We start from the raw sequence: 24,253 nt of genomic DNA on the forward strand, positions 1-24,253 counted from the left end.
GACGCGGCTGGCCGCGGCCGGCACCGAGACCGAGAGGACGTGCCCGCTTCCGGCGTGGTGCGGTTCCGCGGACACCGGCCGGCCGCGGCCGCGCCGGACGTGCTCGACCACGCCGGAAGCGGGAACATGAGATCTTGGGTCAGCGTCTGGCCTCGTCGCGGAGGTAGTGGAGGACGGCGGCGACGCGGCGGTCGGTCTGGTCGTCCGGGGAGAGCTCGAGCTTGGCGAAGATGCTGCGGATGTGCTTGTGGACCGCGCCGTCGGTGACGAACAGCTTCTCCGCGATGGCCGCGTTGCCGAGGCCCTCGGCCATCAGCGCGAGCACGTCGCGTTCGCGCGGGCTGAGGCGTTCCAGCTTCGAGTCCGGGCGGGTGCGGGTGAGCAGCTGCGCCACCACCTCCGGGTCGATCGCGGTGCCGCCGCCGGCCACCCGGTGCAGCGCGGTCATGAACTCCTCGACCCGGCCGACCCGCTCCTTCAGCATGTAGCCGAGACCGCCGCCGCCCAGCGTGAACAGGTCGGTGGCGAAGGCCTGCTCGACGTACGCGGAGAGGACCAGCACGGCCAGGCCGGGCTGCCGGGTGCGGGCCTCGACCGCGGCCTTGATCCCCTCATCCGTGTGCGTGGGCGGCATGCGCACGTCCACGATCGCCACGTCCGGCGTGTGCTTGTCCACCGCGGCCAGGAACGTCACCGGGTTGTCCGTGGTCTCCACCACGTCCAGGCCCTCCGCGCGCAGCAGCATCGCCAGGCCCTCGCGCAGCAGCGCGTCGTCCTCCGCCATCACAATCCGCACGGCAGCTGTACCTCCACAGTGGTCGGACCGCCCACCGGGCTGGTCAGCGTCACAGTGCCGTCGTGCGCCTCGGCCCGGCGGCGGATGCCGGTCAGGCCGGTCCCTCCGTCGGCGTCCGCGCCGCCGTGGCCGTCGTCCGTGACGACCAGGCACAGCACGTCCGCCTCCCGGGTGAGCGTGACCGTGGCCCGGGACGCGCCGCTGTGCTTGGCGACGTTCGTCAGCGCCTCGGCCGCGACGAAGTACGCGGTCGCCTCCACGGACGCCGCGCACCGGCCGGGCACGTCCGCGTCGACCGTGACCGGCACCGGGCAGGTCGCGGCCAGTGAGGCGAGCGCGTCGGAGAGGCTTCGATCGGACAGCACCGGCGGCAGGATACTGCGCACCACCGCGCGCAGCTCCGCGAGGGCCAGCTCGGACGCGGTCTGCGCCCGTTCCAGGATCTCGTCCGCGGTCGACGGGTCGCGCTGCACCGCGCGCCGGGCCGCGCCGAGCAGCACGCTCACCGCGACCAGCCGGTTCTGCGTGCCGTCGTGCAGCGCGCGCTCGATCCGGCGCAGCTCGACCGCGTGCGCGTCCAGCGCGGCGGCGCGGGTCGCGGTCAGCTCCGCGATCCGCATCGCCATGTCCTCGCCCGGGCCGGGCCGCAGCAGTCTCCGGCCGGGCAGCTCCTGCAACCGGACCATCAGCGGCACCACGTACAGCGTCATGAACAGCCAGAACACCCCGAACAAACCCACCAGCCACGCGCCACCCTGGGTACGGATCAGCGGCCAGCCGATCGCCGGGACCGCCTCCGCCGGCGGGGTGAACCGCCAGTAGAGCGGGAACAGCCCGTCGCGCAGGATGTCGACCGCGATGGTCAGCCCGAACATGCCCAGGCAGAACCCGGCCGTGGCGTGCAGCGCGAGCCAGCGCAGCTCCCGGCCGGTCGCCGGGTCGGTGAACACCGCGCGCAGCGACGTCTGCGCCGGCAGGCCGGTCGGCAGGCCGAGGCGGCGGCGTTCGATGTCCGCGACCGCGCGCATCCGGCCGAGCGCGAACGGGGCGGCGCGGCGGGTCAGCACCGCCACGGCCAGCGGCCAGAACACCAGGCCGGCCAGGAACGCGATGCCCCAGCCGACCGCGATCCGCTCCACCGCGGTGATCCCGATCCGCAGGCGCCGGCGTACGGCCTCGACGACGGACATGGTGGGTGCCTCCTTAGACGTGCTTCCCGGCGACCGTAGGGCACCGCACCGGTGGCCCGGCAAGGGGCGCGGCCGGAAAGTACAGCCTGCTGTACCACGGCTGGGCAGCGGACGGGATCGTCGCGCCGGGCCGCCGGTCATAGCGTCGAGGACATCGAGAAACGCCCGTCTTCGAGGGAGTGAGCGAGATGGCCACCGACCCGTACCGACTGACCGATCAGACACCCGAGCCGCACCGCCCGGACGACCGGCCCACCGACCGGACCCGGCTGCTGCTCTGGGTGGTGCTGGTGGTCAGCGCCGGCATCAACGCCGCGCTGTCGACCGTGAACGTGTGGGCCGGCTCCGCGGTGGGCGTGATCGTGCTCGCCACCGCGGTCGCGCTGATCGTCAACTACCGCAACGGCAAGCGCCGGTGACCGCCGTCCTGACCCGCGCCGCGGTCACGCTGGAGGACGTCGTGAAGACGTACTCCGGCGGCGTCCGCGCGCTGGACGGCGTGTCGCTGTCCGTGCCGGCCGGCACGTTCCTGGCCGTGATGGGCCCGTCCGGCTCCGGCAAGAGCACGCTGATGCACTGCGCGGCCGGGCTCGACACGCCGACGAGCGGAAAGACCTTCATCGAGGGTACGGAGATCAGCCGGCTGGACGAGACCCGGCGCACCGTGCTCCGCCGGTCCCGGGTCGGCTTCATCTTCCAGCAGTACAACCTGCTGCCCTCGCTCAGCGTGTCGGACAACATCACGCTGCCGCTGCGGCTGGCCGGGACCGCGCCGGACCGGGAATGGGTGCGCACGCTGGTCGAGCGCGTCGGTCTGGCCGGGCGGCTGCACCACCGGCCGTCCGAGCTGTCCGGCGGGCAGCAGCAGCGCGTCGCGGTGGCCCGGGCGCTGGTCACCCGGCCGGCCGTGGTCTTCGCGGACGAGCCGACCGGCGCGCTGGACATCCGTACCGCGCGCGAAGTTCTTGATCTTCTCCGGACGCTCGTCGACGAGCTGGGCCAGACCGTCGTCATGGTCACCCACGACCCGGCCGCAGCCGCCCGCGCCGACCTGGCGCTGGTGATGGCGGACGGCCGGATCGCCGACACCGTGCCCGCGCCGACCGCGGCGCGACTGGCCCACCGCCTCACCGAGCTGGAAACGGAGTAACCCACCATGCTCTACCTCGCCGCACGCATGGCCCGGCACCGCGTCGCCGGGCTGATCGCGGTCGCCTGCGCCACGCTCGGCGGCGCCGCACTGGTCTCCGCGGTCGGCGTGGTCGCGGAGTCCGGGCTGCGCGGGCACCCGTCCCCCGGCCGGCTCGCGCCGGCGGACGTGGTGGTCTCCGCACCGCAGACCTACTCCGTCCCGGAGGACCTGCCGATCACGCTCCCGGACCGGGCCGGTGTGCCGTCCGCACTGGTCGCGCGCCTGGCGGCACTGCCCGGCGTGACCGCGGCGATCCCCGACGTGACGGTCCGCACCGCCCTGATCGCCCCGGACGGCACGGTCACCCCGGTCGACGGCCACAACTGGTCCTCCCTCCCCCTCACCGCTCCGGCGACCGGCGCCCTCCCCGAGCCCGATGCGGCTGCGTCTCCCACGCCGGCCGCGTCACCCGGAACCGGCACGCCGCCCGGGACCGAGGGCGGCGGGCGGCCGACCGGCATCCCGGACGGGCTCGCCGCGCCGGCCGGTGACACCGAGGTCGCGCTGGACGCGGCGACCGCGCACGCGGCCGGCGTCACCACCGGCGGCACCGTGCGGCTCTCCGCGGACGGCCGGACCGGCGACTACCGGGTCACCGCCGTGCGCGACACCGGCGGCCCGGCCGTCTACTTCGACGACGCCACCGCGATCGCGCTGACCGGCCGCGCCGAGGACCGGGTCGACCTGGTCGCGCTGCGCACCGAGCCCGGCCGCGCCGCCGAGGTCGCGGACGCGGCCCGCGCACTCGACCCGGGCCTGGCCGTGACCACCGGGAACGCGCGCGGCGACATCGCCGACCCGGAGACCGCCGCCGGGCGCGGCATGCTGCCGGTGGTGGCCGGTTCGCTCTCCGGCGTGACGCTGCTGGTGATCGGCATCATCGTCGGCGGCGCGCTCGCGGTCTCGCTCGCCGGTCAGCGCCGCGAGCTGGCGCTGCTCCGCGCGGTCGGCGCCACACCCCGGCAGATCCGCCGGCTCGCCACCCGGCAGGCGCTGATCGTCACGGTCGCGGCCGCGGCGCCGGGCGCCGCGCTCGGCTACCTGATCGCCGCGCGCTTCCGCGAGCTGCTGGTCGCGGTCGGGCTGGCCCCGGCCGCGCTGCCGCTGCAGTGGAGCCCGATCCCGGGCGTGGCGAGTGTGCTGCTGATGCTGCTGACCGCCTGGCTCGCCGCGCTGACCGCGGTCGCCAAGATCTCCAGGATGCCCGCGACCGAGGCGGTCGCCGGATCGCGGACCGAACCCCGTACTCCCTCGGTCTGGCGTTTCTCCGCCGGCCTCGTCGTGCTGGCCGGTGCGAACGCGCTCGCGGTCACCCCACTGGTCTCCCGCACCGAGATCGGCGCCGGGATGACCGCGATGGCCGGCATCCTCGCCGCGATCGGCCTGGCCATGGCCGGTCCCGGCCTGCTCTCCCGCGCCGGTCGCGCGATGGCACGCCTGCTCCCGGCGCGGGCGGCGGCCCCGACGTGGCTCGCGGTCGCCAACACCCGCGGGTACGCGGTGCGCACCGCGGCCGCGGTCAGCACGCTCGCGGTCGCGGTGGTGTTCACGCTGACCTACGCGTTCAGCCACACCACCGTGCTGGCCGGCGCCACCCGCGACCAGGCCGACGGCACGGTCGCGCAGCTCGCGGTGACCGCGCCGGAGCTGGGCCGGGTGCCGTCCGAGCTGACCGGCGCGGTCTCGGCCGTACCCGGCGTGACCGGCGCGGCCATGGTCGGCGGCACGACCGTGCTGTGGACGTCCCGGATGTTCGGCGACGAGGTCGTCGAGCCGTCCGAGGCGGCCGTGCTCACCCCGGAGGCCGCGTCCGTGCTGGACCTGGGCGTGCGCGACGGTGACCTGTCCGGCCTGACCGGCGCCACGGTCGCGATCGACACGACCACGGCCGCGTCCCGCCGTGCCGGCGTGGGCAGCGAGGTCACGCTGGTCCTGGGCGACGGTACGCCGGTCACCGCCCTGGTCGCCGCGGTCTATGAGCGCGGTCTCGGCTTCGGCCCGGTGGTGCTCGCTCACGACCTGGCCGCCGGGCACAGCTCCGGCCTGGACCAGCGGCTGCTCGTCCGCACCGACGGCCGCCCCGCGACCGAGGCCGCCGTGGCGGAACTGGTCGCGTCCCGGCCCGGTACCGCCCTCGGGCCGGCCACCCCCGAGCCGGAGGGGGTGCCCGCGCAGCTGTGGCTCAACATTGCGGTGCTCGGCGTGCTGCTCGGTTACCTGCTGCTCGGCATCGCGAACAAGCTGGTCGCGGCGACCAGCGCGCGCCGCGACGAGTTGACCCTGCTGCGGCTGACCGGCGCCGCCCCGGCTCAGGTCCGCGCCATGCTGCGCCGCGAGGCCACGCTGATCTGGGCGTTCGCCACCGCCGGCGGGATCGGGCTCGCGGTCGTACCGCTGATGCTGTTGTCCCTGGGTTTCCTGCACCGCCCGTGGCCGGCCGGCCCGTGGTGGCTCGCGCCCGCGGTGGTGGCGGTGGTCGGCCTGATCGCGTTCCTGAGCGTCGAGATCCCCGGCCGCCGCGTCCTGCGCGCCACGTCCGTCACGGTGTGATCCACCGGACGTCGTCCACCGCCCACAAGAGAGCGTCCCGCGGCATGCGCGTGGGTAGAGTCCACATCAGAGGATGTCCGGTCACGGAAGGGAAAGCACGGTGGAAACGCGCCGGCAGTTCGTGGGACGCGCCGCGTCCGGCGCCGGCTACGCGGCGATCGTGGCAACCACCGCGCTGATCGTCGGGTCAGCGGTCGCACTCCTGGAGGCGTGGCGTCCCTGGTGATCCAGTGCGTCGCGGTCTCGATCCGCTCCGTCCGGTCCTCGCCACGCGCACTCGGCGAGCCGCGCACCCGGCACATCCCTCATCCGGCCACTCACGTCGTGGATCTCGTGTGGCAAATCGTCGCCACGTGTGCCGGATAGCCACGATCCGGCACCCGTGATCCACTCACCGGCGCAACATCCGTCGCCGCGCCGTCCGGGGCACACCGGGTGGCGACACGATCGGGCGCTCCACGTCCGGTATTCCGGACATTTGCCGGCTGTGCGGCGACGCTGACACGGCGCCCGACGGAAGCTAGCCGGCTCGTCCGGCAGAGCGGGCCGACGGCTGTCCGCCGGGTCGGCGCCATCAGTCGGCGGAGCCGCCGACCGCGCCCTCGCGCCAGTAGCCGCGGACCGCCACCCGCTCGGCGGGCAGGCCGCGGTCGTGGCGCAGGTGGGTACGGAGTGCGCGCATCACCGCGGCCTCGCCGGCGCCCCAGACGAACGAGCCGGGGACGATCGGGATCGCGGCGACCGCCTCGACCACAGCCGCGTCCGGGACCGTGCCGAGCCAGCGGATGTCCGCGGCGCGGCCGCCGCCCAGCGTGCGCCGCGGGCCGCCGGCCAGCACCAGCATCCGGATGATCGCCTCCGGCGGCAGCTCCTCCAGGAAGCGCTCGGCGGCCGGCAGGCCGGTCTCGTCCGCGATCAGCAGGTAGTCGTCGCAGTCGGCCGGGAAGACCTGGCCGACGCGCGGGCCGATCACGCCCAGCGCGTCGCCGGGTGCGGCCGTGATCGCCCACCGGCCGGCCGGGCCGTGCGCGTGCAGCACGAAGTCGATGGTCAGCTCGCCGGCGACCGGGTCGAAGCGGCGCGGCGTGTAGTCGCGGATCGCGGTCGCGTCCCGGCGGCCGGGCGCGGGCAGCGTCAGCTCGCCGGTGGTCTCGTCCGGCACGACCACCCGTACGTGGTCGGCCGAGGCCAGTGGCAGCCACGGGAAGTCGGCCTCCAGCTCCGGCCCGCCGAGCACGATCCGCCGCATGGTGGGGCTCAGCGACTCCACCCGGAGCACCTCGAGCCGCCGCCGTCGTTCCTGGTGGGACACGCGTCGCACCAGACTGGCGCCCCTGCCTCCCGCACGCGCCGCGGTGCCGCGGCCAATCGGTTCTGTCACCCGCCCATTCTCCCGGCGCCCGGATCCGGCCGGCGGACGGGGGCGACCGGCGGACGGGGGCGACCGGCGGACGGGGGCGACCGGCGGACGGGGGCGGAAGCCGACAGACCAGGACAGCCGGTGACCGCCGGCGGAACGCGCACGCCGGCGCGAGCGGCGCGCGGCGGGGCTGGAACCGGCGGTCCCGGCGGTCCCGGCGTGCCGGCCGCGGTGTCAGCGCCGCTCGATCGCCGGGACGTCGGCGGACGTGACGGGGCGGAGTGCGATCATGCCCCGACGGTACGCACCGGCGTCACTCCGCGGCCATGTCGCCGGTCGCCGGCGTGCCGGGGCGCAGACCGTACCGCAGCAGGACCGCGCCGGACGGCGAGACGGCCGGTGCGTCCAGCAGCTCCAGGTTGGCCGGGACCGCACCGCCGTCGAAGACCTTCTTCCCGGTACCGAGCGTGATCGGGTAGAGCCACAGGTTCAGCCGGTCGAACAGGCGCTCGCGCAGCAGCGTCTGCACCAGGTCCAGGCTGCCGATGACGTGGATCTTCTCGTGCCGGTCCCGGAGCGCCCGGATCCCGTCCGCCGGGTCCGGGCCGAGCGGGGTCGAGCCGGCCCAGGTCAGGTCCGGCTTGCCGCGCGAGGCCACGTACTTCGGGATGCGGTTGAACAGCGTCGCGATCTCGTTGTCGCGCTGCGGCCAGTGCCCGGCGAAGATCTCGTACGTCCGGCGGCCCAGCAGCAGCGCATCCATGCCACGCATACCGGCCATCACCTGCTCGCCGGTCACCTCGTCGAACAGCGGCGCCTGCCAGCCGCCGAACGCGAAACCGCCCGCCGGGTCCTCCTCCGGCCCGCCCGGCGCCTGCGCGACCAGGTCGAGCGTGGTGAACAGGTCGACGTGAATGCTGCCCATGATGTCCTCCTCGTGTTCCGGTCACGCTTCAGACCTCCGCCACGGGGCGAACTCATCGGTGCCGCCGATCGGTGTCTTCCGGTGACCAGCGACGGAACCGGTGCCCGCGGGAGCACCGGTAAGCGGCCACGCCGGAAGCGGGAACATGAATCGCCGCTGGTCAGAAAGCGTCCAGCGACGGCTCCTCGTCCGCGTCGTGCGCGGCCAGCAGCGCGGCGAACCGGTCGGACGGCATGATCCGCACGCCCAGTTCCTCGGCCTTGGCCGCCTTGGAGCCGGCGCCGTCGCCGACCACGACCAGCTGCGTCTTCTTCGACACCGAGCCGGAGGACTTGCCGCCCAGCCGCTCGACCGCCTCGTTCCCCTCGTTGCGGGTCAGGCCGGGGACGGAGCCGGTGACCACGACCGTCATCGGTGAGCCGTCCTCGTTCTGCAACGGCAGTCGCGCACCCGCCGGAGGCACCGCGGCCGCGGCCCGCTCGGATGCCGGGACCACGCCCGGCTCGACCATGTTCACCCCGTGCGCCGCCAGCTTCGCGATGATCGGCGCCAGCTCCGCCAACTCGGCCGCGATCGTGGTCGCGCGTTCCGGCCCGACGCCGTCCACCTCCTGCAGTTGCTCGACGGTGGCGCCGGTCAGCTCGTCCATGGTGCCGAAGTGCTTGGCCAGCCGGCGGGACATCGATCGCCCGGTCATCCGCACGCCAAGCCCGGTCAGCACGCGGGACATCGGCTGGGTCTTGGAACCCTCGATGTTCGCCAGCAGCTTCGTGGCGGAGGTGGTGCCCATCCGCTCCAGCGCGGCGACCGCGTCCACGTCCAGCTCGTAGAGGTCGGCCGGGTCGGTGACCATGCCGGCCGCGACCAGCGCGCGGATCACCTTGTCGCCAAGACCCTCGATGTCCATCGAGTCGCGCGCCGCGAAGTACGCCAGCGACTCGGCCGCGCCGCACGCCCGGCCCTGCGCGCACCGCCAGCGCTTCTGCGAGCGGTCGATCTCGCCGCCGCAGCGCGGGCAGAACGCCGGCGGCGTGAACGGGGCCGAGTCGGCCGCGCGCTCGTCCAGCTTCGCGCCGGTGATCTCCGGGATGACCTCGCCGGCCCGGCGGACGAACACGGTGTCGCCGACCCGCACGTCCCGCCGGACCAGATCGTCGAAGTTGTGCAGCGTGGCCGAGGTGACCACGACGCCGCCGACCTGGACCGGCGCGATCACCGCGACCGGGGTGATCACGCCGGTGCGGCCGACCTGCACCTCGATCGCGGTCAGCGTGCTGGTGCGGGTGTCGGCCGGGAACTTGAACGCGATCGCCCAGCGCGGCGCGCGGCTCGACGAGCCGGCCGCGTCCCGGTCGGCGGGAGCGTCCGCCTTGATCACGGCGCCGTCGATGTCGAAGCCGAGCTTGCCGCGCAGCGCGCCGAGCGCGGTGACGGCCTCGACCAGCTCGTCCGCGGTCGCGCAGTGCGGCATGCCGGCCGGTGAGCCCGCGGTGGTGGTGACGCCGAGGTCCGCGATCGCGGCCATCGCGGCGCTGTGCGTGAGCCCTTCGCCGTCCGGCAGGTCGTGCACCGCGTACGCCAGGAAGGACAGCGGCGCGAGGTAGGCCCGGTCCTGTGCGCGGAGCGTGCCGGCGGCGGCGTTGCGCGGGTTCGCGAACGGTGCGCCGCCGTGCGCCACGCGCAGCTCGTTGGCCTTGGCGAAGTCGTCGTCGGTCATGAAGACCTCGCCGCGCACCTCCACCGTGACCGGCCGGGTCAGCGTGCCGGGCAGCCCGGCGACCGCACGGGCCTGCGCGGTCACGTCCTCCCCCGCGGTGCCGTCGCCGCGCGTGGCGACCTGCACCAGCTTGCCCTCGGCGTAGCGCGCCGCGATCGCCATGCCGTCGATCTTCGGCTCGACCGTGAACCCGGCCACCGGGCGGCCGATCACCTTCTCCAGACGGGCGGCCCACTGGCGCAGCTCGTCGTCGTCGAACACGTTGGCCAGGCTCAGCATCGGCGTGCTGTGCACGACGTCGCCGACCACGCCGCCACCGGCCGCGACCACCTCGGTCGGCGAGTCCGCCACCGCCCACTCGGGGTGTGCCGCCTCGCTGGCCGACACGCGGGCGAACAGCGCGTCGTAGGTGGCGTCGTCCATGACGATGTCCTCGCCCGCGTAGTACGCCGAGGCGGCCGCCCGCATGCGCGTGATCGCCTCGCGGTAGTCGTCGGCGCTGTCGAACGGCGCGGCGTGCGCCGCGTCGACGACGGGGGCGATCTCGTTGCCGGCGGTGGTGGGCATAGGGCACTCGTTTCCTCGGGTCCAGCGGTGTTGCCGTCCTTCATACTCCAGGGGTACGACAAGATCCGGGGCGTGTACGGTGCCGGGGTGTCGCGGATCCTCTTCGCCGCCCTGGCCTCGCCCGGGCACGCGTTCCCGATGGTCCCGCTCGCGGTCGCGGCGCGGGCCGCCGGTCACGACGTGTGGTTCGCCGCCGGTGACCACGTGCACGCGGCGCTGGCCGGGCACGGGCTCCGGCCGTTCCGCCCGGCGGACGCGTTCTACGAGATCTACCCGGAGGACCTGGCGCCGGAGCTGGACCGGCTGGCGCCGGACCTGGTGATCCACGGCTGGGGTCTGCCCGGCGCCGCCGAGGCCGCGCGGCGGAAGGGCATCCGCAGCGTCTGGCACGGTGCCGGGCGGCTCTTCCCGGACGGCATCGGCTTCGCCCGGCCGTCGATGGACCTGCCGCACCTGGACATCTGCCCGCCGTCGTTGCAGTCCCCGGAGCTGACCGCCGACCGGATCCCGCTGCGCCCGGTCCCCTACGCCGAGCCGGGCCCGCAACCCACCGCACGTCGCGGCCCCGTGCCGCTGGTCTTCCTGACCATGGGCACCGCGTTCAACACGCCGGAGGTGCTCGCCACCGCGCTGCGGGGCCTGGCCGGTCTGGACGCCACCGTGATCGCCTCGACGGGGCACAACACCGTAGAAGACGAAATTCCGGACAATGCCATGGTACGGCCGTGGGTCGCGCAGGCCGCGCTGTTGCCGGTCGTGGACCTCGTCGTGCACCACGGTGGCAGCGGGACCATGCTCGGCGCGCTCGCCCACGGCGTACCGCAGCTGATTCTCCCGCAGGGCGCCGACCAGTTCGCGAACGCGGACGCGGTGACGAGGGCCGGCGCCGGGCTGCGGCTCGACGAGGCCACGGCGGACGGGATCGCCGCCGCGGCCCGGCTGCTGCTGGCGGACCGGGGCGGCGATCACCGGGCGGCCGCACGCGCGATCCAGCGGGAGATCGCCGCGATGCCGTCACCCGCCGAGGTCGTCGGCGTGCTCACGGGTTCGTGAGCGGCGCGTCCAGGCCCGAGGCCCCGGCGGCACGCGTACCCACCGGGGCTCTGCGGCCGGCTCTCAGCTGATCTGGAAGCTGGGGTGCGGCGGCTGGTTGTACGCCGTGTTCTGCCACGCGACCGCCTCGCGGTACATCCGGTCCTGCATCAGCGACACGCGCGAGATGCTCGTCGGGTCCGTGGTCTGGTAGATGCGCAGCGCCGTGTTGTTCGTGGTCGGCCAGATGACCTCCTCGCGCCAGTCACCGAGGATGTCGGCCTGCAGTGACGGCGTCGCCTTGGTGCCGTTGTTGGAGTGCACGCCGCTCGCGGTCAGCAGTGTGGTGTCCGACGCCGTGCCGTACTTCTTGATGGTGGTGCCGTCCAGCAGCTCGCGCTGGCCGTCGCCGTCCCACCAGATCACGAAGTTCGCCGAGGACGGCTTGCGGCCGACGTTCGCACCGGACGTGTTGCGCAGGCCGTCCACCGCGCTCGACCAGGACTCCGCGCCGGGGCTGCCGGCCCAGACGTCCGCGGAGACGCCGCGGCCGTTGTCGCAGCCGCAGGACGGCGCGTTCCAGATGATCGCGCCGGTCCGGGCGTCCGCCATGTAGTGCGCGTACTTGCTGCCGTCCTCGTCGACCTTGAACACCTCGAGGCCGCCGCGGCCCGGGATCAGGTCGCCGACGTGCAGTGCGTCGCCGTGCCCCTGGTTCGTGCGCCACAGCCCGGCGCCGTTGTCGTCGATCGCGATCGCGCCGTAGATGATCTCGTCCCGGCCGTCCGCGTCCACGTCCGCGACGGACAGCTGGTGGTTGCCCTGGCCGGCCCACGCGGAGCCGTTGGTGGACGAGTTGCTGTCGAACGTCCACTTCCTGGTCAGCGTGCCGTTCCGGAAATCCCAGGCCGCGACCACGGTACGGGTGTAGTACCCACGCGCCATGATGATGCTCGGGTACGACCCGTTGAGGTACGCGGTCCCGGCCAGGAACCGGTCCACCCGGTTGCCGTAACTGTCCCCCCAGCTGCTGACCGTCCCGCGCGGCGGCACGTAGTCCACGGTGGCCGCGGCACGCCCGGTCTGCCCGTTGAAGACGGTCAGGTATTCCGGCCCGGTGAGGATGTAGCCGGAGCCGTTCCGGTGGTCGGCGCTCGCGTTGCCGATCACCGTGCCGCCGCCGTCCCGGGTGCCGTCCGCGGTCTTCATCGCGACCTCGGCCCGGCCGTCGCCGTCGTAGTCGAAGACCTGGAACTGCGTGTAGTGCGCACCGGCCCGGATGTTGCGTCCCAGGTCGATGCGCCACAGCCGGGTGCCGTTCAGCCGGTACGCGTCGACGAACACGTTCCCGGTGTAGCCGGACTGCGAGTTGTCCTTCGCGTTCGACGGGTCCCACTTCAGCACGATCTCGTACGCGCCGTCGCCGTCCAGGTCGCCCACGGACGCGTCGTTCGCCGCGTACGTGTAGGCGACGCCGTCCGGTGTGGTTCCGCCGGACGGCACCTGGATCGGCACGTCCTGGCTGGCCGCGAGCGTGCGCACCGGCTCCTCGCCGGCCAGCGTCTCGACGCCACCGATGCTCGGGCGGACCGTGTAGGTGGCGTTCGCGGGCGCGCCCACGTCCGTGAAGTTGGTGACCCGCGCGGTGCTGATCTTGACGCCGTCGCGGTACACGCCGAACGCGACACCGGCCGGGTCCGAGGCGAGCAGCCGCCAGGACAGGAAGTTGCCGCGGCCGGTGCGGATGCTGACCAGCCCGCGATCGAGGTTCTCGGTGTCACCGGCGGCCGGTGCCACGACCGGTGCGGGCGTCTCGGCCGCATGCGCCACCGCGACGGCGCCGCCGGTGAGCAGCAGCGTGCCGGCGGCGACCGCGGCGTACCGCTTCTTGACACGTTTCATGGGCGGACATCCCCTGCGATCGGGGTCGCGGTCCGCGAGGGGTCAGCCGGTGCCGGTCGGTGGCCGGCACCGGCTGCGGGCGTGGCGGACCACGGCCGTGCGATGCACTTCCCGGTGGAGGCGGAAAGCGTTTTCCGAAGCCGTTAACGTAAGCGTTACATTTGAGTCTGTCAATACTTGCGAGGGGTGTCCCCCGAGTCGGCGGCCGGCCCGCGGTAATGCGCCGGCATCGATCGCGCCGCCGTGCCGACCGCAAGCGAGACGCCATCCTGCGCGGCACGCTGGCAGTCGTCCTGCTGCTGACCGTCACCGCGGCCGCCCGGCCGTCACCGCCGCACCGCGACGTGAGCGCGCTCCGGGCGCTCGGCGTCACCGGCGCCGTGGCCCGCCTGGAGACGCCGGCCGGCACGTCTGATGTGGACCCGCGCATCCGGATCGGCAGCTTCACCGGGGCGTTCGCCGCCGTGGTGGTGCTGCAACCCCGCCGCGGAGGCCGTCCGAGCCCCGACTCCACCGCGTCACGCCCTCACCGCCGCCGTCTTCACCCGTACGGCCGGCCCGGCCGGGCACGCGGCCCGGGAGTCCGCGGCCGGCGCGCTCGCCGTCCGCGCACTGTGCGCCGGTCAGCGGTGATACGTCAGCTGCACGCCGAGCGTGGCGAGCGCGGTGACGAAGAAGACGGCCCAGCCGACCAGGTCGCGGGAGCCGACCCGGAGGTGGGCGACGAGCGCGCCGGCGAAGTAGAGCACCAGGCCGGCCGCGGCCGCGATGCCCAGCGGCGCGAGCCAGAAGCCGGCCAGCAGCCCGGTCGCGCCCGCGCCCAGCAGCCCGCCGAGGACCGGCATCCACCGGTGCGACATGCGCTTCATGTCCAGCTGGGCACGCGGATACGAGTGACCGGTCAGGTACGTCACGGCCGCGGTCGCGTGGAACAGCGCGGCGACGAGCGTGATCGAGACATAGGCGGCGAACACAGGCCCTCCTCATGGGACGTTTCGAGGAGGACGGGGCGGCGGCGCCGGATGTGACGCGGTGCCCGGCATCCCGCGCGGGATGCCGGGCGGCCGGTCAGTAGGCCACCGCGACGTCCAGCACCCAGGTGACGCCGAAGCGGTCCTTGAGCATGCCGTAGAGCGGGGTCCAGCCGGACGGCGCGAGGTCCTGGACGATCGTGGCGCCGTCCGAGAGGCCCTTCCAGTAGCCGGTGATCTCGTCGCCGTCGGCGCCGCGGACCGAGACGTACACCGGCTTGTCACCGGCGTCGTACGACTGACTCGCGGGCACGTCGAACGCCATCACGTGGAAGCCGTTCTCCGCGTGCACCTGGCCCCAGGCGACCAGGCCGGCCTCGGCCGGGTCGGTGGTGCCGTACGCCTGCTGGTGAGTGGCGACCGCGATCTCGCCGCCGAACACGGACCGGTAGAACTCCAGCGCCGCGCGGGCGTCGCCGCGGAAGTTGAGGTGGGTGGTGGTGGTGATGCTCATGTTGACTCCGATCGAGTGTCCGTGCGGCTTGCGAGACGAACTCTGTCAGCGGTAGGTGCCAGGATGTGTCACCTTCTTCCGGCACCATGAACTCCATGCCGAAGACCTCCGCCCGCCTGCTCTCGCTGCTGTCGCTGCTGCAGGCCCGCCGTGACTGGCCCGGAACGCTGCTGGCCGACCGGCTGGGCATCAGCCTGCGCACGGTCCGCCGCGACGTGGACCGCCTGCGCGAGCTCGGCTATCCGATCGCGGCCATGAAGGGTCCGGACGGCGGCTACCGGCTCGGCGCCGGCACCGATCTGCCGCCGCTGCTGTTCGACGACGAGCAGGCGGTGGCGCTCACCGTCGCGCTGCAGATCGCGGCGACCACGCCCGGCAACGGTACGGCCGAGGCCGCGGCCCGCGCGCTGCACACCGTCCGGCAGGTGCTGCCGGCCCGGCTGCGGCAACGCATCGGCGCGCTCGAGGTCACCGCGATCGAGCGCCCCACCACCCGCCCACCGTCCCCGGTCGACGGCGACGTGCTGCTGACGCTCAGCGCGGCCGTGCACGCCCGCGAGACGCTGCGCTTCGACTACGGGGACCGTGCCGACCGGCCGCCGCGCCGGGCCGAGCCGCACGCGGTGGTGACCTGGGACGGCCGCTGGTACCTGGTCGCGTGGGACCTTGACCGGGACGACTGGCGCACGTTCCGGGCCGACCGGATCAGGCCGTGGACGCCGAACGGCCCCCGCTTCACCCGCCGCGAGCTGCCCGGCGGCGACGTGGCCGCGTTCGTCGCGGACCGCTTCCAGGGCGGCACGCCGTGCCGGGGCACGGTGGTCCTCGCGCTCCCGGCCGCGACCGTGTCGCTCTACACCCGGGACGGCGTGGTCGAGGAACTCGGCCCGGACCGGTGCCGGCTCACGCTCGGCTCCTGGTCCTGGACCGCGCTGGCGGCCGCGATCGCGCGCTACGACGCGGACGTCGAGGTGGTCGGCCCGCCCGAACTCACCGCCGCCTTCACCCACCTGGCCCGCCGCTTCGGCCGTACCGCCGGGGTCTGACGGTCAGTGCAGGCGCGGGGCCGGCGCCGCGGTCGCCCGGAAAGGCCGGCGGAAAACCCGGGACCGCAGCATCGGCAGGCACACCACCGCGAGCGCCAGCACCGTGCAGACCAGCACGCCGCGGTCGCTGACGGAGCCGAGCAGCTCCTCGCTGAGCAGGCCGGTGACCATGTTGTTGCCGGCGTGCGCGAGCGTCGGCACCCACACCGTGCCGCTCTTCGCGTACAGCCAGACCAGCATCACCTCGTAGAGCACGAACACCGCGGTCCACAGCCCCATGCTGACCGTGTGATCGGGCAGCGCGGTATAGCCGAGGAACGCCAGCGGGTAGTGCCACACCGCCCAGATCAGCCCGGTCGCCCACATCGACGCCATCGGCCGCCCCGGCACCAGCCGCGGCCACAGGAAGCTGGTCCAGCCGAACTCCTCACCCCAGTAGAGCGGCGCGCAGACGACCGCGAGCCCCATCGCGAACACCACGACGCCCAGCTCGCCGCCCGGCCGCCACCACCCGGACACCGCCGCGATCGCCAGCATCAGCACGGTCACCGCGACCGGCAGCAGCCAGGCCGCGAGCCACGTCCAGTGCCACCGCGGGCGCAGTCCGGCGTCCGCGAACCCTTCGCGGGTCACCCACCGCCGTACCACGACCGCGGCGATCGCCGGCATCATCGCGCCTGGCAGCTGCACCAGCGGATTCACCAGCGACAGACCGAAACCCAGACGAGCGACCAGAAGGTACGACCAGGTGCCGCCGAACGCGACGGCCAGAAAGACGAGGATTCCCTTGACACGTATGGACACGCGTCAAGTCGATCATCCGCCCGCCGGGCCGGTCACTACGTCAGGCGGGCGTCCACCGGGTATGCCTGGGCATACCCCGGCGCCCGGTCACCAGAACTTGCGGCGGTAGTGGCCCTTGTGCCGGTAGTGCCCCTTGTAGCGGGCGTGCCCGTGGTAGCCACCGCCGTGGTGGTAGCCGGGCGGCGGCCCGTACGGGTGGTGCCCGTGACCGTACCCCGCGTGCCCGTGACCGTGACCGTACAGGCGCCGGTTGACCTCACCCAGCAGTCCACCCACGACCGGGTTGCCCCGGTGCGCCTTGCGCTGCAACCTCGACGCCACCATGGACAGCAGGAACCGCTTGACGAAACCGCTCACCGCACCCATCTCCTCACCAGCTCTGCCACCCACGGTAACCGACGCACTCCACCACACCCTGTGCTCCACCTGCCGGTTCCCTGAGAGCCGGAAAATCGGTTGACGGCGTCGATATTCTGATCCTCCGTGTGTGCGGCCGGTCGGCCGTGCGGCCGGGAGGGGCCCTGTCCCTCCACGACCTCGGAGTCGCACATGCGCCGGGCACCCGCCCTCTCGTTCCTGCTCGTCACCGTTTTCCTCGACATGCTCGGGCTCGCCCTGATCGTGCCGGTCATGCCCGCGCTGATGGCCGGCCTGACCGCGGACGCGGGCTCGGCCGTGCTCTGGTCCGGTGTGCTCGGGTCGGTCTACGGCCTGCTCCAGTTCGCCGTGTCGCCGCTGCTCGGGCGGCTCTCCGACCGGTACGGGCGACGGCCGGTCCTGCTGGCGTCGCTGACCCTGCTCGGCGTCGACTGGCTGGCGCACGCGCTCGCGGACAGCCCGTGGACGCTGCTGCTGTTCCACGCGCTCGCCGGTGCCTGCGCCGGCACGAACACCGTGGTCAACGCATACCTCGCGGACGTGACCCCACCGGCGGGCCGGGCCCGGGCGTACGGCCTGGCCGGTGCCGCGTACGGGCTCGGCTTCATGGCCGGGCCGGTGCTCGGCGGCCTGCTCGGCGCGGCCGGCGTACGCCTGCCGTTCCTCGCCGCGGCCGGGCTGTCGCTGGCGAACGTCGCGTACGGCTGGTTCGTGCTGCCCGAGTCCCGCGCCGGTGACCGGAGCACCACGCTGACGCTGCGCGGCGCGAACCCGGTCGCGGCGATCGCGGCCGTGCTGCGCCGCCCGGTGCTCGGCCGGCTCGCCCGGGCGCGTTTCCTGGCCGACGCCGGCCGAATGACGCACCAGTCCGTCTGGACGTTCTTCGTCGCATACCAGTTCGCCTGGAGCACCGCGCACATCGGCGTCGTCATGGCGGTCAACGCGGTGACGGTCGCGGTGGTCCAGACGCGCGCGACCGGCCCGATCGCCCGGCGCCTCGGCGACCGGCGTGCCGCCGTGGCCGGCAGCCTGCTCGTCGCCGCGTCGTTCCTGGGCACCGGCCTGGCGACCGCGCCGTGGATGCTCTACCTGTCACTGGCCGTGGGCGTGCCCGGCGTGCTCGCGGTCGCGGCCACGATGTCCTGGATCTCCCGCCGGATCGGCGACGGCGAGCAGGGCACCGTGCAGGGTGCGCTGTCCGGCGTCTCCGCGGCCGCGGAGACGATCGTCCCGGTGACCGCGGGCGCGATCTTCGGCACCTCGCTGGCGTACGGCCGGCCGGGCCTGGTGTTCGTCCTCGCCGCGATTCTCGCCGCCACGTCGGCGCTGCTGCTCGCCCGGACGCCGGACGAACGCTGATTGTCGTACCCGATGTCTACAGTGCGCGCCCGTGGGAAGCAGTCATCAGACCGTGCTCGCGTGCGGCTCGCTCGGCGCGGTGCGCGCCGCCGTCGCCGAGTCCGGGCAGCGGGCGGTGATCCGGCCGGTGGCCGAGCGCCACAGCGCGATGCTGCACGCGCTCGGCCTCGACTGCACGCCGCTGCGACAGCGGTTCCACGAGATGTCATGACAGGGCCGGGGCGGCCCGGCGGCTCCACTCCGCCGCCCACGCGGCGAACTCGTCGGGTGGCAGGGGGCGGCAGAACAGGTAGCCCTGGCCGACCTCGCAGCCCATCTCGCCGATCGCGCGGTGGGTGCGTTCGTCCTCCACGCCCTCCACCACGACCTGCAGGCCGAGTGCATGGGCCAGCTCGACCATCGCGGTCACGATCGGGCGGCCGCGCGGGGTGGAGAGGATCTCCGTGGTGAACTGGCGGTCGATCTTCAGCTCGTCGAGCGGCATCACCTGGAGGTAACTCATCGACGAGTAGCCGGTGCCGAAGTCGTCGATGGAGAGCAGCACGCCGCGGTCGCGCATGTCGCGGAGCGCGGTGGCGGCCCGCACCGGGTCGTCGACCAGCGCGCTCTCGGTGATCTCGATGGTCAGCTGGCCCGCGGCGGTGCCGTAGTGGTCCATCAGCGCGGCGACCCGCGCCGGGAAGCCGGGGTCGAGCAGGTTGGACGCGCCGACGTTCACCGAGACCGGCGTCAGCAGGCCCTCGTGCCGCCAGCGCCGGTGCTGGGCGAGCGCCTCCTCCAGCACGGCCTCGGTGAGCGGGCGCATCAGGTCGCTCTGTTCCGCGGTCGGGACGAACAGGTGCGGGCCGAGCAGTCCGCGCGCCGGGTGCCGCCAGCGGACCAGCGCCTCGGCGCCGCACAGCGCACGCGTGCCGACCCGTACCTTGGGCTGGTAGTGCAGTTCCAGCTCGCCGTTCTCGATCGCGCGGCGCAGCTCGCCGAGCAGCGTGAGTTGCTCGAAGCTGTTCGAGTCGGCCTCCGGGTCGTACATGCTGATCCCGCTGTGCCCGCGTTTCGCCGCGTACATGGCGACGTCCGCGTGCTGGAGCAGTTCGGCCGCGCTGGTGCTCGGCGACGGGTAGAACGCGACGCCGATGCTGCCGCTGATGTCGAGCGTGAGGCCCTCCAGCTCGGCCGGGCCGCAGAGACCGGCGAGCATGCGCCGGCCGATCTCCATCACCTCGTCCGCGGAGTCGACCGCGGACAGCAGTACCGCGAACTCGTCGCCGCCGAGCCGCGCGACCACGTCCGTGCCGCGGGACGCGCCGGTCAGCCGCCGGGCCACCTCCTGCAGCAGCAGGTCGCCGGCGTGGTGGCCGAGCGTGTCGTTGACCTCCTTGAACCGGTTGAGGTCGATGAGCAGGAGGCCGACGCCGGAGCCGCCCGGTACCGTACGCGCGATGGCCTTCTCGACACCCTCGGTGAGCAGGTCCCGGTTGGCGACGCCGGTGAGCGCGTCGTGGCTGGCCCGGTACCGGCTCTCCGCGGCCTGACGCTCGGTGCTGCGCTGGTAGACCAGCAGTACCAGCGAGCAGAAGACGACCAGCGCCAGGTCGGCGGTGGAGATCACGCCGACCGCGAGCTTGATCCGGTCGCTCTCCCGCTGTGCCTCGCGCAGCCGGTCGCCGATCTCCAGATTGTTCCGCGCGATGTTGTTCGAGGCCTGCTTGCGCAGCGCGGCGGCGCTCAGCGCGGCCTGCCGGGCCTGTAGGCGGACCAGCTCCTCGTCGTCGCCGCGGGTTGCGTCGACCAGGTTCCGCAGCGTGTAGCTGTACCCGCTGTAGGTGTTCTGCAGCGACCGGGCCTGCGTGCTGTCGTCCGGGCCGCCGTTCGCGTTGAGCCAGCGCAGGTTCTCCTCGGCCGAGCCGATCGAGCCGGTCAGCACCGAGCGGCCCTGCGCGCTCTGCTGGTCCAGGAAGTCGACCAGCAGCTCGTACTCAATGTTGATTTTGAGGTAGATCTCGTTCCACTGCTGGCTGACCTGCTGCCGGCCGGCCACGGACGCGGAGGCCTGCGCGGCGCTGCGGGCGCTGACGAACGCGAGACCGGCGAGCAGCATCAGGCCGATCATGAGCGCGACGATCGCGCTGCGGGCGACCGCGCGACGCTGCAACCAGTGGCGCATGCGGCCGCACCTCCTTCCGCCCTCGCCCATCGACCGGGGCCGCGTTTCCCTGAGCTAATCCGCAACGGTGCCGATGGGAGCGGCATGGACGTGTCGCGCCGGATCCTCGCCGCGCTGCTCACGCTCACCGTCACCGTGGGCACGGCCGGTTGCACCGGCGACCGGCGGCCCGGCCCGGTGGCGCTCCTGGTGGCCAGCCGCCAGTTCGGCTTCGTGCAGGAGATGACGCTCGGCTTCGCGCACGGCGTCGAGACGGTCGGCGGCGTCGCGCACACCGTGTCCGGTCCCGGCGTCGCGGACAACACCGCGGAACTCCGGGAGTTCGCCAAGGTGGAGGAGAAGAACCCGGCCGGCCTGTCGCTCTTCACACTCAGCCCGGAGCTGTTCGCCGACTCGCTCGGCAGTACGGTCGCGCGGGGCACACCGGTGATCGCGGTGCATTCGCCGCCGTCGCCCGGCTCCGGCATCCGGCTGTTCGTCGGCAACGACAACTACCAGCTCGGTGCGATGCTCGGCGACGCGGTCGCGTCCCGGCTGCCGCCCTCGACCGGCGGCGTCATCGTGATCGGCTCGGTCTCGCCCGGCATCCCGTCGCTCGACCGCCGGGTGGCCGGTGTGCGCGAGACACTTCAGCGACGGCTGCCCAGCGCGGTCGTGGTCGGCCCGTTCGACACCAAGCAGGAACCGGAGGCGAACCTGCGCGCCTGGCAGACGCTGCGCAACGCGAACCCGGACGCGCTCGCGTTCGTCGGCATCAGCGGCCGGGACGTCAGCTCGATCGCCTCGCTGCGGGAGACCAGCCGCGATCCGTGGGTGGCCGCCGCGGTCGGCTTCGACGACAAGTCGCTGACGCTGGCGAAGAAGGGCCGCATGGTGCTGGTGTCCGCGGAGACGTACCTGCAGGGCGAGGTGGCCGGCCGCCTCCAGGCGCTGACCGCCAAGACCGGGCGGCCGCTGCCGATCGGCTGGATCCAGACGCCGAGCCTGCTCATCGACTCCGGCAACGCGGCCGCGGTGATCGGCCGCCAGTTCTCCGAGCAGCGCCGCCGCGAATGGTTCGACGATACGGCCAGGACGATCGTGCACTCCCCGGAACAGTTCCTCAGGCCCCTCGACGACGCGGTCTAGAAAGACCCCCGGGCTCCCCGCACACCTCGTCACGGTCACCACGAGACCGGGTCAGTTGACGCCGAGGCTGGCGGCGAGGCGGCGGCCCTCGGCGACCGCGTCGCGCCAGGCCTCGGTCTCGGTCTTGGCGCCGCGTTCGAACGCGGCGAGCTCGCGGACGTAGATGCGCTGCACGTCCGCGTCGGCCGGTGCCTCGTAGACGCGGTGCGCGCGCTGCGCCGAGTCGCCGAACACCTCCACCGTGATCTGGCCACCGAAGTACGCGTCCGGCTCGCGCAGCGCCGCCATCGTGTAGGTCGCGGGCGCGGCCGGGAACAGCGCGGCGTCGGTGAACGCGCGCGCCTGGTTCTCCGGCGACAGGATCCAGGCCATGATCTCGTACGCGACAGCCGGGTCCTTGCCGTTGACCGGCAGCGACAGGAACGATCCGCCGTAGTTCGCGCCCGCCGCCGGCCCGGACGCCACCCGCCAGTCCCCGGCCGCGTCCGGTGCCGCGGTCTTGATGTCGTAGCCGAGCCAGGCCGCGCCCAGCTCGGTCGCCAGTGTCCCGTCCCGCAGTCGCGCCTTCCAGGCCGCGTCGTCCTCGACCGGGATGCCCGCGCTCACGCCGGTCCCGACCAGCCGCGCGGCCGTGTCCCAGGCCGCGCGCACGTGCGCGCCGTCGCCGACGAAGTGGTTCGCCTCGTCGATGAACCGTTTCGTACCCTGGCAGATGACGATGGTGAACAGCTCCGGCGCGTTGCGGAGCAGCTTCACGCCGGGCAGCGCACGGGTGATCTCGATGCCCGCCTCGAAGTAGTCGTTCCAGGTGCCCAGCCGCGCCGTCACCTCGCCCGGCTCGACCGGCAGCCCGGCCCGCTCGAACAGGTCCGCGCGGTAGAACATCGCGGTCGGCCCGATGTCGATCGGGAAGCCGATCAGCCGGTTGTCCGGCGCGCTGGCCTGCTGCCACTTCCACGGCAGGTACTGACCGGCGACCTCGTCCGCGCCGACCCGGTGCAGGTCGGTGAAGAGGTCCGCGCGCGGCAGGAACGACGCGATCTCCTCGCCCTTGATCCCGGCGATCGACGGCACCCCCTCGGCCGGCCCGGCCAGCGCCTCGGTCAGCCGCGCCCGGAAGTCGCCCTCGATGAGCACGGGCTTGAGCGTGGTCCGCGGCGCGAACCGTTTCACCGCGTCGGCCAGCACCGCGTCGCTCAGCCCGCCCGGCCAGTACCAGAGCACGGTCTCGTCCGCCCCGGCCGCGGCCCCGGACCCGTCCCCGTCGCAGGCACCCGTCGCAGTGGAGGCCACCAGCCCCGCCGCGAGGGACAGGACTTGCCGACGGGACAGCGACACGGCACGGACCTCCTCTGGAATTCCCACCCTACTGCGATTAGCCCGTTTTAAACCCTTTTATCGGTACGTTTGTCGCATGGCTGATCTCCAGGGATGGGTGAACGTGCCGGTCCGGGTCGAGCCCGGCGGCGAGGCGCGCGTGATCGCCGCCGGTGACCGGTCGCTGCACCTGCGGCGGGACACCGGCGCCTGGACCGGCCTGCAACCGTTCGACACCGTCTCGCTGGTCCGCGTCACCCCGCTCGGCCGCTGGTGGGCCGCGGTCCGCGAGACCGACGGCACCGACCTGCACCTCGGCCTCCCCCGCCCCACCGGCGCCGACCGCCGCCGCTACGCCCGGCAGGCCGTCGCCTCCACCATCACGGTCTGGTGGCCCGGCGCGGACCAGCCCGCGACCGGCAACACCACCGACATGTCCGTCGGTGGTTTCTCCGCCCGGCTCGACCGCGAGGTCCCGGCCGGCGTCAACGTCGCGGCCCGCATCTCACTCGGCGAATCCCCGATGACCTGCATCGCCGCCACCGTCGACGGCCGCCTGGGCAACGCCCGCTTCGCGTTCACCCACCTGCGCCCCGCCGACCGCGACATGGTCGCCGCCATCACCTGGACCACCGGCCCGGACGGCGCCGCCGTACCCAGCGGCCCCGCCTGGCTCTGGGCCTCCGCCGGCTCCGCCCGGGTCACGTTCGACGCCACCGCCCTCGGCGGCGCCATCACCGGCGACGACCTCAAGGTCCACCGCGGCGAACGCGTCGTCCTCGCCATCGACGACAAACTGCTCCTCGCCCGCGTCGTCTCCCTCGCCGGCGGCCGCCCCCGCCTCGCCTGGGACGACTGACCCCCTCCGTCACGTCAGCGCCCCCTCCCCACCCGGTCACGCCACCGCACCCGGGCCCGCACAGCACCGCCGCCGCCAGCCGCACCGCACTACCTGACCCGCACGGCGCTCGTCGCGCGCACGCCACACCCCCCTCCCGGCCCGACGGCACTCCCGGCCCACGGCATTCCCGACACCCATCCCACTCCCGGCCGCCAGGGCATTCCCGGCACACGGCATTCCCGGCGCCCATCCCACTCCCGGCCACCACGGCACTTCCAACAAAGGCACCCTTCCACGGCATCACCGGCCCTACGGCACCCGACATCCCCGCTCCCGGCCTCAGGCGCTACCGACACGGGCCCACTCTCGGCAGCCATGCCCGTCCCGGTCACATACCCTGAGTGATCAATCAGTGGAGCGAAACGGACGTCATTTAGCGACGTTGACATCTCTTTTGCTCCACTGATTGATCACTCAGGGCCGGGTGGTCCTGTTCAGTG

Annotated in this window: 22 protein-coding genes; 10 read left to right on the top strand and 12 right to left on the bottom strand. The window is 73.5% G+C overall.

The genetic code is table 11. The features are described 5' to 3' along the window. Positions 1 to 139: 139 nt before the first annotated feature. Together J2S42_RS06420 and J2S42_RS06425 are read right to left on the bottom strand one after the other, a co-directional pair. Entirely contained in the window at positions 140 to 796 is a 657-nt protein-coding gene (locus J2S42_RS06420) for a response regulator transcription factor (protein ID WP_307236183.1), read from the bottom strand. After that, positions 784 to 1,986, bottom strand: coding sequence for a sensor histidine kinase (locus J2S42_RS06425; protein WP_307236185.1), 1,203 nt, complete (start codon positions 1,984 to 1,986; stop codon positions 784 to 786). The genes J2S42_RS06420 and J2S42_RS06425 overlap by 13 nt, the downstream gene beginning before the upstream one ends. A gap of 188 nt (positions 1,987 to 2,174) precedes the next feature. On the opposite strand from J2S42_RS06425, the gene J2S42_RS06430 reads away from it, so the two are divergent. From J2S42_RS06430 to J2S42_RS06445, 4 genes are all read left to right on the top strand, one after another. After that, the gene (locus tag J2S42_RS06430; RefSeq protein WP_307236187.1) at positions 2,175 to 2,405 is read left to right on the top strand and encodes a hypothetical protein; all 231 of its coding nucleotides are present in this window, start codon (positions 2,175 to 2,177) and stop codon (positions 2,403 to 2,405) included. Further along, entirely contained in the window at positions 2,402 to 3,136 is a 735-nt protein-coding gene (locus J2S42_RS06435; RefSeq protein WP_370879148.1) for an ABC transporter ATP-binding protein, read from the top strand. The genes J2S42_RS06430 and J2S42_RS06435 overlap by 4 nt, the downstream gene beginning before the upstream one ends. A gap of 6 nt (positions 3,137 to 3,142) precedes the next feature. Continuing rightward, a complete protein-coding gene (locus J2S42_RS06440; protein WP_307236189.1) occupies positions 3,143 to 5,728 on the top strand; it encodes an FtsX-like permease family protein in 2,586 nt (861 codons plus the stop codon). Positions 5,729 to 5,828: 100 nt separating this feature from the next. Continuing rightward, complete coding sequence (locus J2S42_RS06445; RefSeq protein WP_307236191.1) at positions 5,829 to 5,954, top strand: hypothetical protein; 126 nt, start codon at positions 5,829 to 5,831, stop codon at positions 5,952 to 5,954. Between the two features lie 348 nt (positions 5,955 to 6,302). Here the strand turns inward: J2S42_RS06445 and J2S42_RS06450 are convergent, their stop codons facing one another. From J2S42_RS06450 to ligA, 3 genes are all read right to left on the bottom strand, one after another. Next, on the bottom strand, positions 6,303 to 7,040 hold the full coding sequence (locus J2S42_RS06450) for a siderophore-interacting protein (protein ID WP_307236193.1): 738 nt from the start codon (positions 7,038 to 7,040) through the stop codon (positions 6,303 to 6,305). A 361-nt stretch (positions 7,041 to 7,401) separates the two neighbouring features. Next, on the bottom strand, positions 7,402 to 8,013 hold the full coding sequence (locus J2S42_RS06455) for a dihydrofolate reductase family protein (protein ID WP_307236195.1): 612 nt from the start codon (positions 8,011 to 8,013) through the stop codon (positions 7,402 to 7,404). Between the two features lie 160 nt (positions 8,014 to 8,173). After that, positions 8,174 to 10,297, bottom strand: coding sequence for an NAD-dependent DNA ligase LigA (gene ligA / locus J2S42_RS06460; protein ID WP_307236196.1), 2,124 nt, complete (start codon positions 10,295 to 10,297; stop codon positions 8,174 to 8,176). Between the two features lie 87 nt (positions 10,298 to 10,384). Here ligA and J2S42_RS06465 point away from each other — a divergent pair, with 87 nt between their 5' ends. Then, entirely contained in the window at positions 10,385 to 11,350 is a 966-nt protein-coding gene (locus J2S42_RS06465; RefSeq protein WP_307236198.1) for a glycosyltransferase, read from the top strand. Positions 11,351 to 11,413: 63 nt separating this feature from the next. On the opposite strand, the gene J2S42_RS06470 is transcribed toward J2S42_RS06465, so the two are convergent. The 3 genes from J2S42_RS06470 to J2S42_RS06480 form a co-directional block, all read right to left on the bottom strand. After that, positions 11,414 to 13,231 (bottom strand): rhamnogalacturonan lyase, encoded by a 1,818-nt coding sequence (locus tag J2S42_RS06470; RefSeq protein WP_307236200.1) that lies wholly within the window; start codon positions 13,229 to 13,231, stop codon positions 11,414 to 11,416. Between the two features lie 623 nt (positions 13,232 to 13,854). Further along, positions 13,855 to 14,205, bottom strand: coding sequence for a DoxX family protein (locus J2S42_RS06475; protein ID WP_307236201.1), 351 nt, complete (start codon positions 14,203 to 14,205; stop codon positions 13,855 to 13,857). A 94-nt stretch (positions 14,206 to 14,299) separates the two neighbouring features. After that, on the bottom strand, positions 14,300 to 14,716 hold the full coding sequence (locus J2S42_RS06480; RefSeq protein WP_307236203.1) for a VOC family protein: 417 nt from the start codon (positions 14,714 to 14,716) through the stop codon (positions 14,300 to 14,302). A 95-nt stretch (positions 14,717 to 14,811) separates the two neighbouring features. On the opposite strand from J2S42_RS06480, the gene J2S42_RS06485 reads away from it, so the two are divergent. Continuing rightward, on the top strand, positions 14,812 to 15,762 hold the full coding sequence (locus tag J2S42_RS06485; RefSeq protein WP_307236205.1) for a helix-turn-helix transcriptional regulator: 951 nt from the start codon (positions 14,812 to 14,814) through the stop codon (positions 15,760 to 15,762). 3 nt (positions 15,763 to 15,765) lie between these two features. On the opposite strand, the gene J2S42_RS06490 is transcribed toward J2S42_RS06485, so the two are convergent. Continuing rightward, positions 15,766 to 16,566, bottom strand: coding sequence for a CPBP family intramembrane glutamic endopeptidase (locus tag J2S42_RS06490; RefSeq protein WP_307236207.1), 801 nt, complete (start codon positions 16,564 to 16,566; stop codon positions 15,766 to 15,768). A gap of 87 nt (positions 16,567 to 16,653) precedes the next feature. Next, positions 16,654 to 16,923 carry a hypothetical protein gene (locus J2S42_RS06495; RefSeq protein WP_307236209.1) on the bottom strand — a complete coding sequence of 90 codons (270 nt, stop codon included), beginning with the start codon at positions 16,921 to 16,923 and terminating at the stop codon, positions 16,654 to 16,656. A 192-nt stretch (positions 16,924 to 17,115) separates the two neighbouring features. On the opposite strand from J2S42_RS06495, the gene J2S42_RS06500 reads away from it, so the two are divergent. Further along, positions 17,116 to 18,303, top strand: a complete 1,188-nt coding sequence (locus J2S42_RS06500; protein ID WP_307236211.1) for an MFS transporter — start codon at positions 17,116 to 17,118, stop codon at positions 18,301 to 18,303. 31 nt (positions 18,304 to 18,334) lie between these two features. Beyond that, positions 18,335 to 18,514: a hypothetical protein gene (locus J2S42_RS06505; RefSeq protein WP_307236213.1), complete on the top strand. Its 180-nt coding sequence runs from the start codon at positions 18,335 to 18,337 to the stop codon at positions 18,512 to 18,514. Here J2S42_RS06505 and J2S42_RS06510 read toward each other — a convergent pair. Beyond that, positions 18,509 to 20,467 carry a putative bifunctional diguanylate cyclase/phosphodiesterase gene (locus J2S42_RS06510; RefSeq protein WP_307236215.1) on the bottom strand — a complete coding sequence of 653 codons (1,959 nt, stop codon included), beginning with the start codon at positions 20,465 to 20,467 and terminating at the stop codon, positions 18,509 to 18,511. The genes J2S42_RS06505 and J2S42_RS06510 overlap by 6 nt on opposite strands. A gap of 84 nt (positions 20,468 to 20,551) precedes the next feature. On the opposite strand from J2S42_RS06510, the gene J2S42_RS06515 reads away from it, so the two are divergent. After that, positions 20,552 to 21,595 carry a sugar ABC transporter substrate-binding protein gene (locus J2S42_RS06515; RefSeq protein ID WP_307236217.1) on the top strand — a complete coding sequence of 348 codons (1,044 nt, stop codon included), beginning with the start codon at positions 20,552 to 20,554 and terminating at the stop codon, positions 21,593 to 21,595. Between the two features lie 51 nt (positions 21,596 to 21,646). Here the strand turns inward: J2S42_RS06515 and J2S42_RS06520 are convergent, their stop codons facing one another. Then, a complete protein-coding gene (locus J2S42_RS06520; RefSeq protein ID WP_307236219.1) occupies positions 21,647 to 22,933 on the bottom strand; it encodes an ABC transporter substrate-binding protein in 1,287 nt (428 codons plus the stop codon). A 76-nt stretch (positions 22,934 to 23,009) separates the two neighbouring features. Between J2S42_RS06520 and J2S42_RS06525 the strand changes: the two genes are divergently transcribed. Further along, on the top strand, positions 23,010 to 23,771 hold the full coding sequence (locus J2S42_RS06525; protein WP_307236221.1) for a PilZ domain-containing protein: 762 nt from the start codon (positions 23,010 to 23,012) through the stop codon (positions 23,769 to 23,771). The last annotated feature ends 482 nt before the right edge of the window (positions 23,772 to 24,253 follow it).

The sequence above is a fragment of the Catenuloplanes indicus genome (genome assembly GCF_030813715.1).
Lineage (GTDB): Bacteria > Actinomycetota > Actinomycetes > Mycobacteriales > Micromonosporaceae > Catenuloplanes > Catenuloplanes indicus.

Bases quoted from the DNA above. Each gene is read 5' to 3' on its own strand.
- J2S42_RS06425 (WP_307236185.1), bottom strand. From the start codon at position 1,986: ATGTCCGTCGTCGAGGCCGTACGCCGGCGCCTGCGGATCGGGATCACC.
- J2S42_RS06430 (WP_307236187.1), top strand. From the start codon at position 2,175: ATGGCCACCGACCCGTACCGACTGACCGATCAGACACCCGAGCCGCAC.
- J2S42_RS06440 (WP_307236189.1), top strand. From the start codon at position 3,143: ATGCTCTACCTCGCCGCACGCATGGCCCGGCACCGCGTCGCCGGGCTG.
- J2S42_RS06455 (WP_307236195.1), bottom strand. From the start codon at position 8,013: ATGGGCAGCATTCACGTCGACCTGTTCACCACGCTCGACCTGGTCGCG.
- ligA (WP_307236196.1), bottom strand. From the start codon at position 10,297: ATGCCCACCACCGCCGGCAACGAGATCGCCCCCGTCGTCGACGCGGCG.
- J2S42_RS06470 (WP_307236200.1), bottom strand. From the start codon at position 13,231: ATGAAACGTGTCAAGAAGCGGTACGCCGCGGTCGCCGCCGGCACGCTG.
- J2S42_RS06480 (WP_307236203.1), bottom strand. From the start codon at position 14,716: ATGAGCATCACCACCACCACCCACCTCAACTTCCGCGGCGACGCCCGC.
- J2S42_RS06485 (WP_307236205.1), top strand. From the start codon at position 14,812: ATGCCGAAGACCTCCGCCCGCCTGCTCTCGCTGCTGTCGCTGCTGCAG.
- J2S42_RS06500 (WP_307236211.1), top strand. From the start codon at position 17,116: ATGCGCCGGGCACCCGCCCTCTCGTTCCTGCTCGTCACCGTTTTCCTC.
- J2S42_RS06510 (WP_307236215.1), bottom strand. From the start codon at position 20,467: ATGCGCCACTGGTTGCAGCGTCGCGCGGTCGCCCGCAGCGCGATCGTC.
- J2S42_RS06515 (WP_307236217.1), top strand. From the start codon at position 20,552: ATGGACGTGTCGCGCCGGATCCTCGCCGCGCTGCTCACGCTCACCGTC.
- J2S42_RS06525 (WP_307236221.1), top strand. From the start codon at position 23,010: ATGGCTGATCTCCAGGGATGGGTGAACGTGCCGGTCCGGGTCGAGCCC.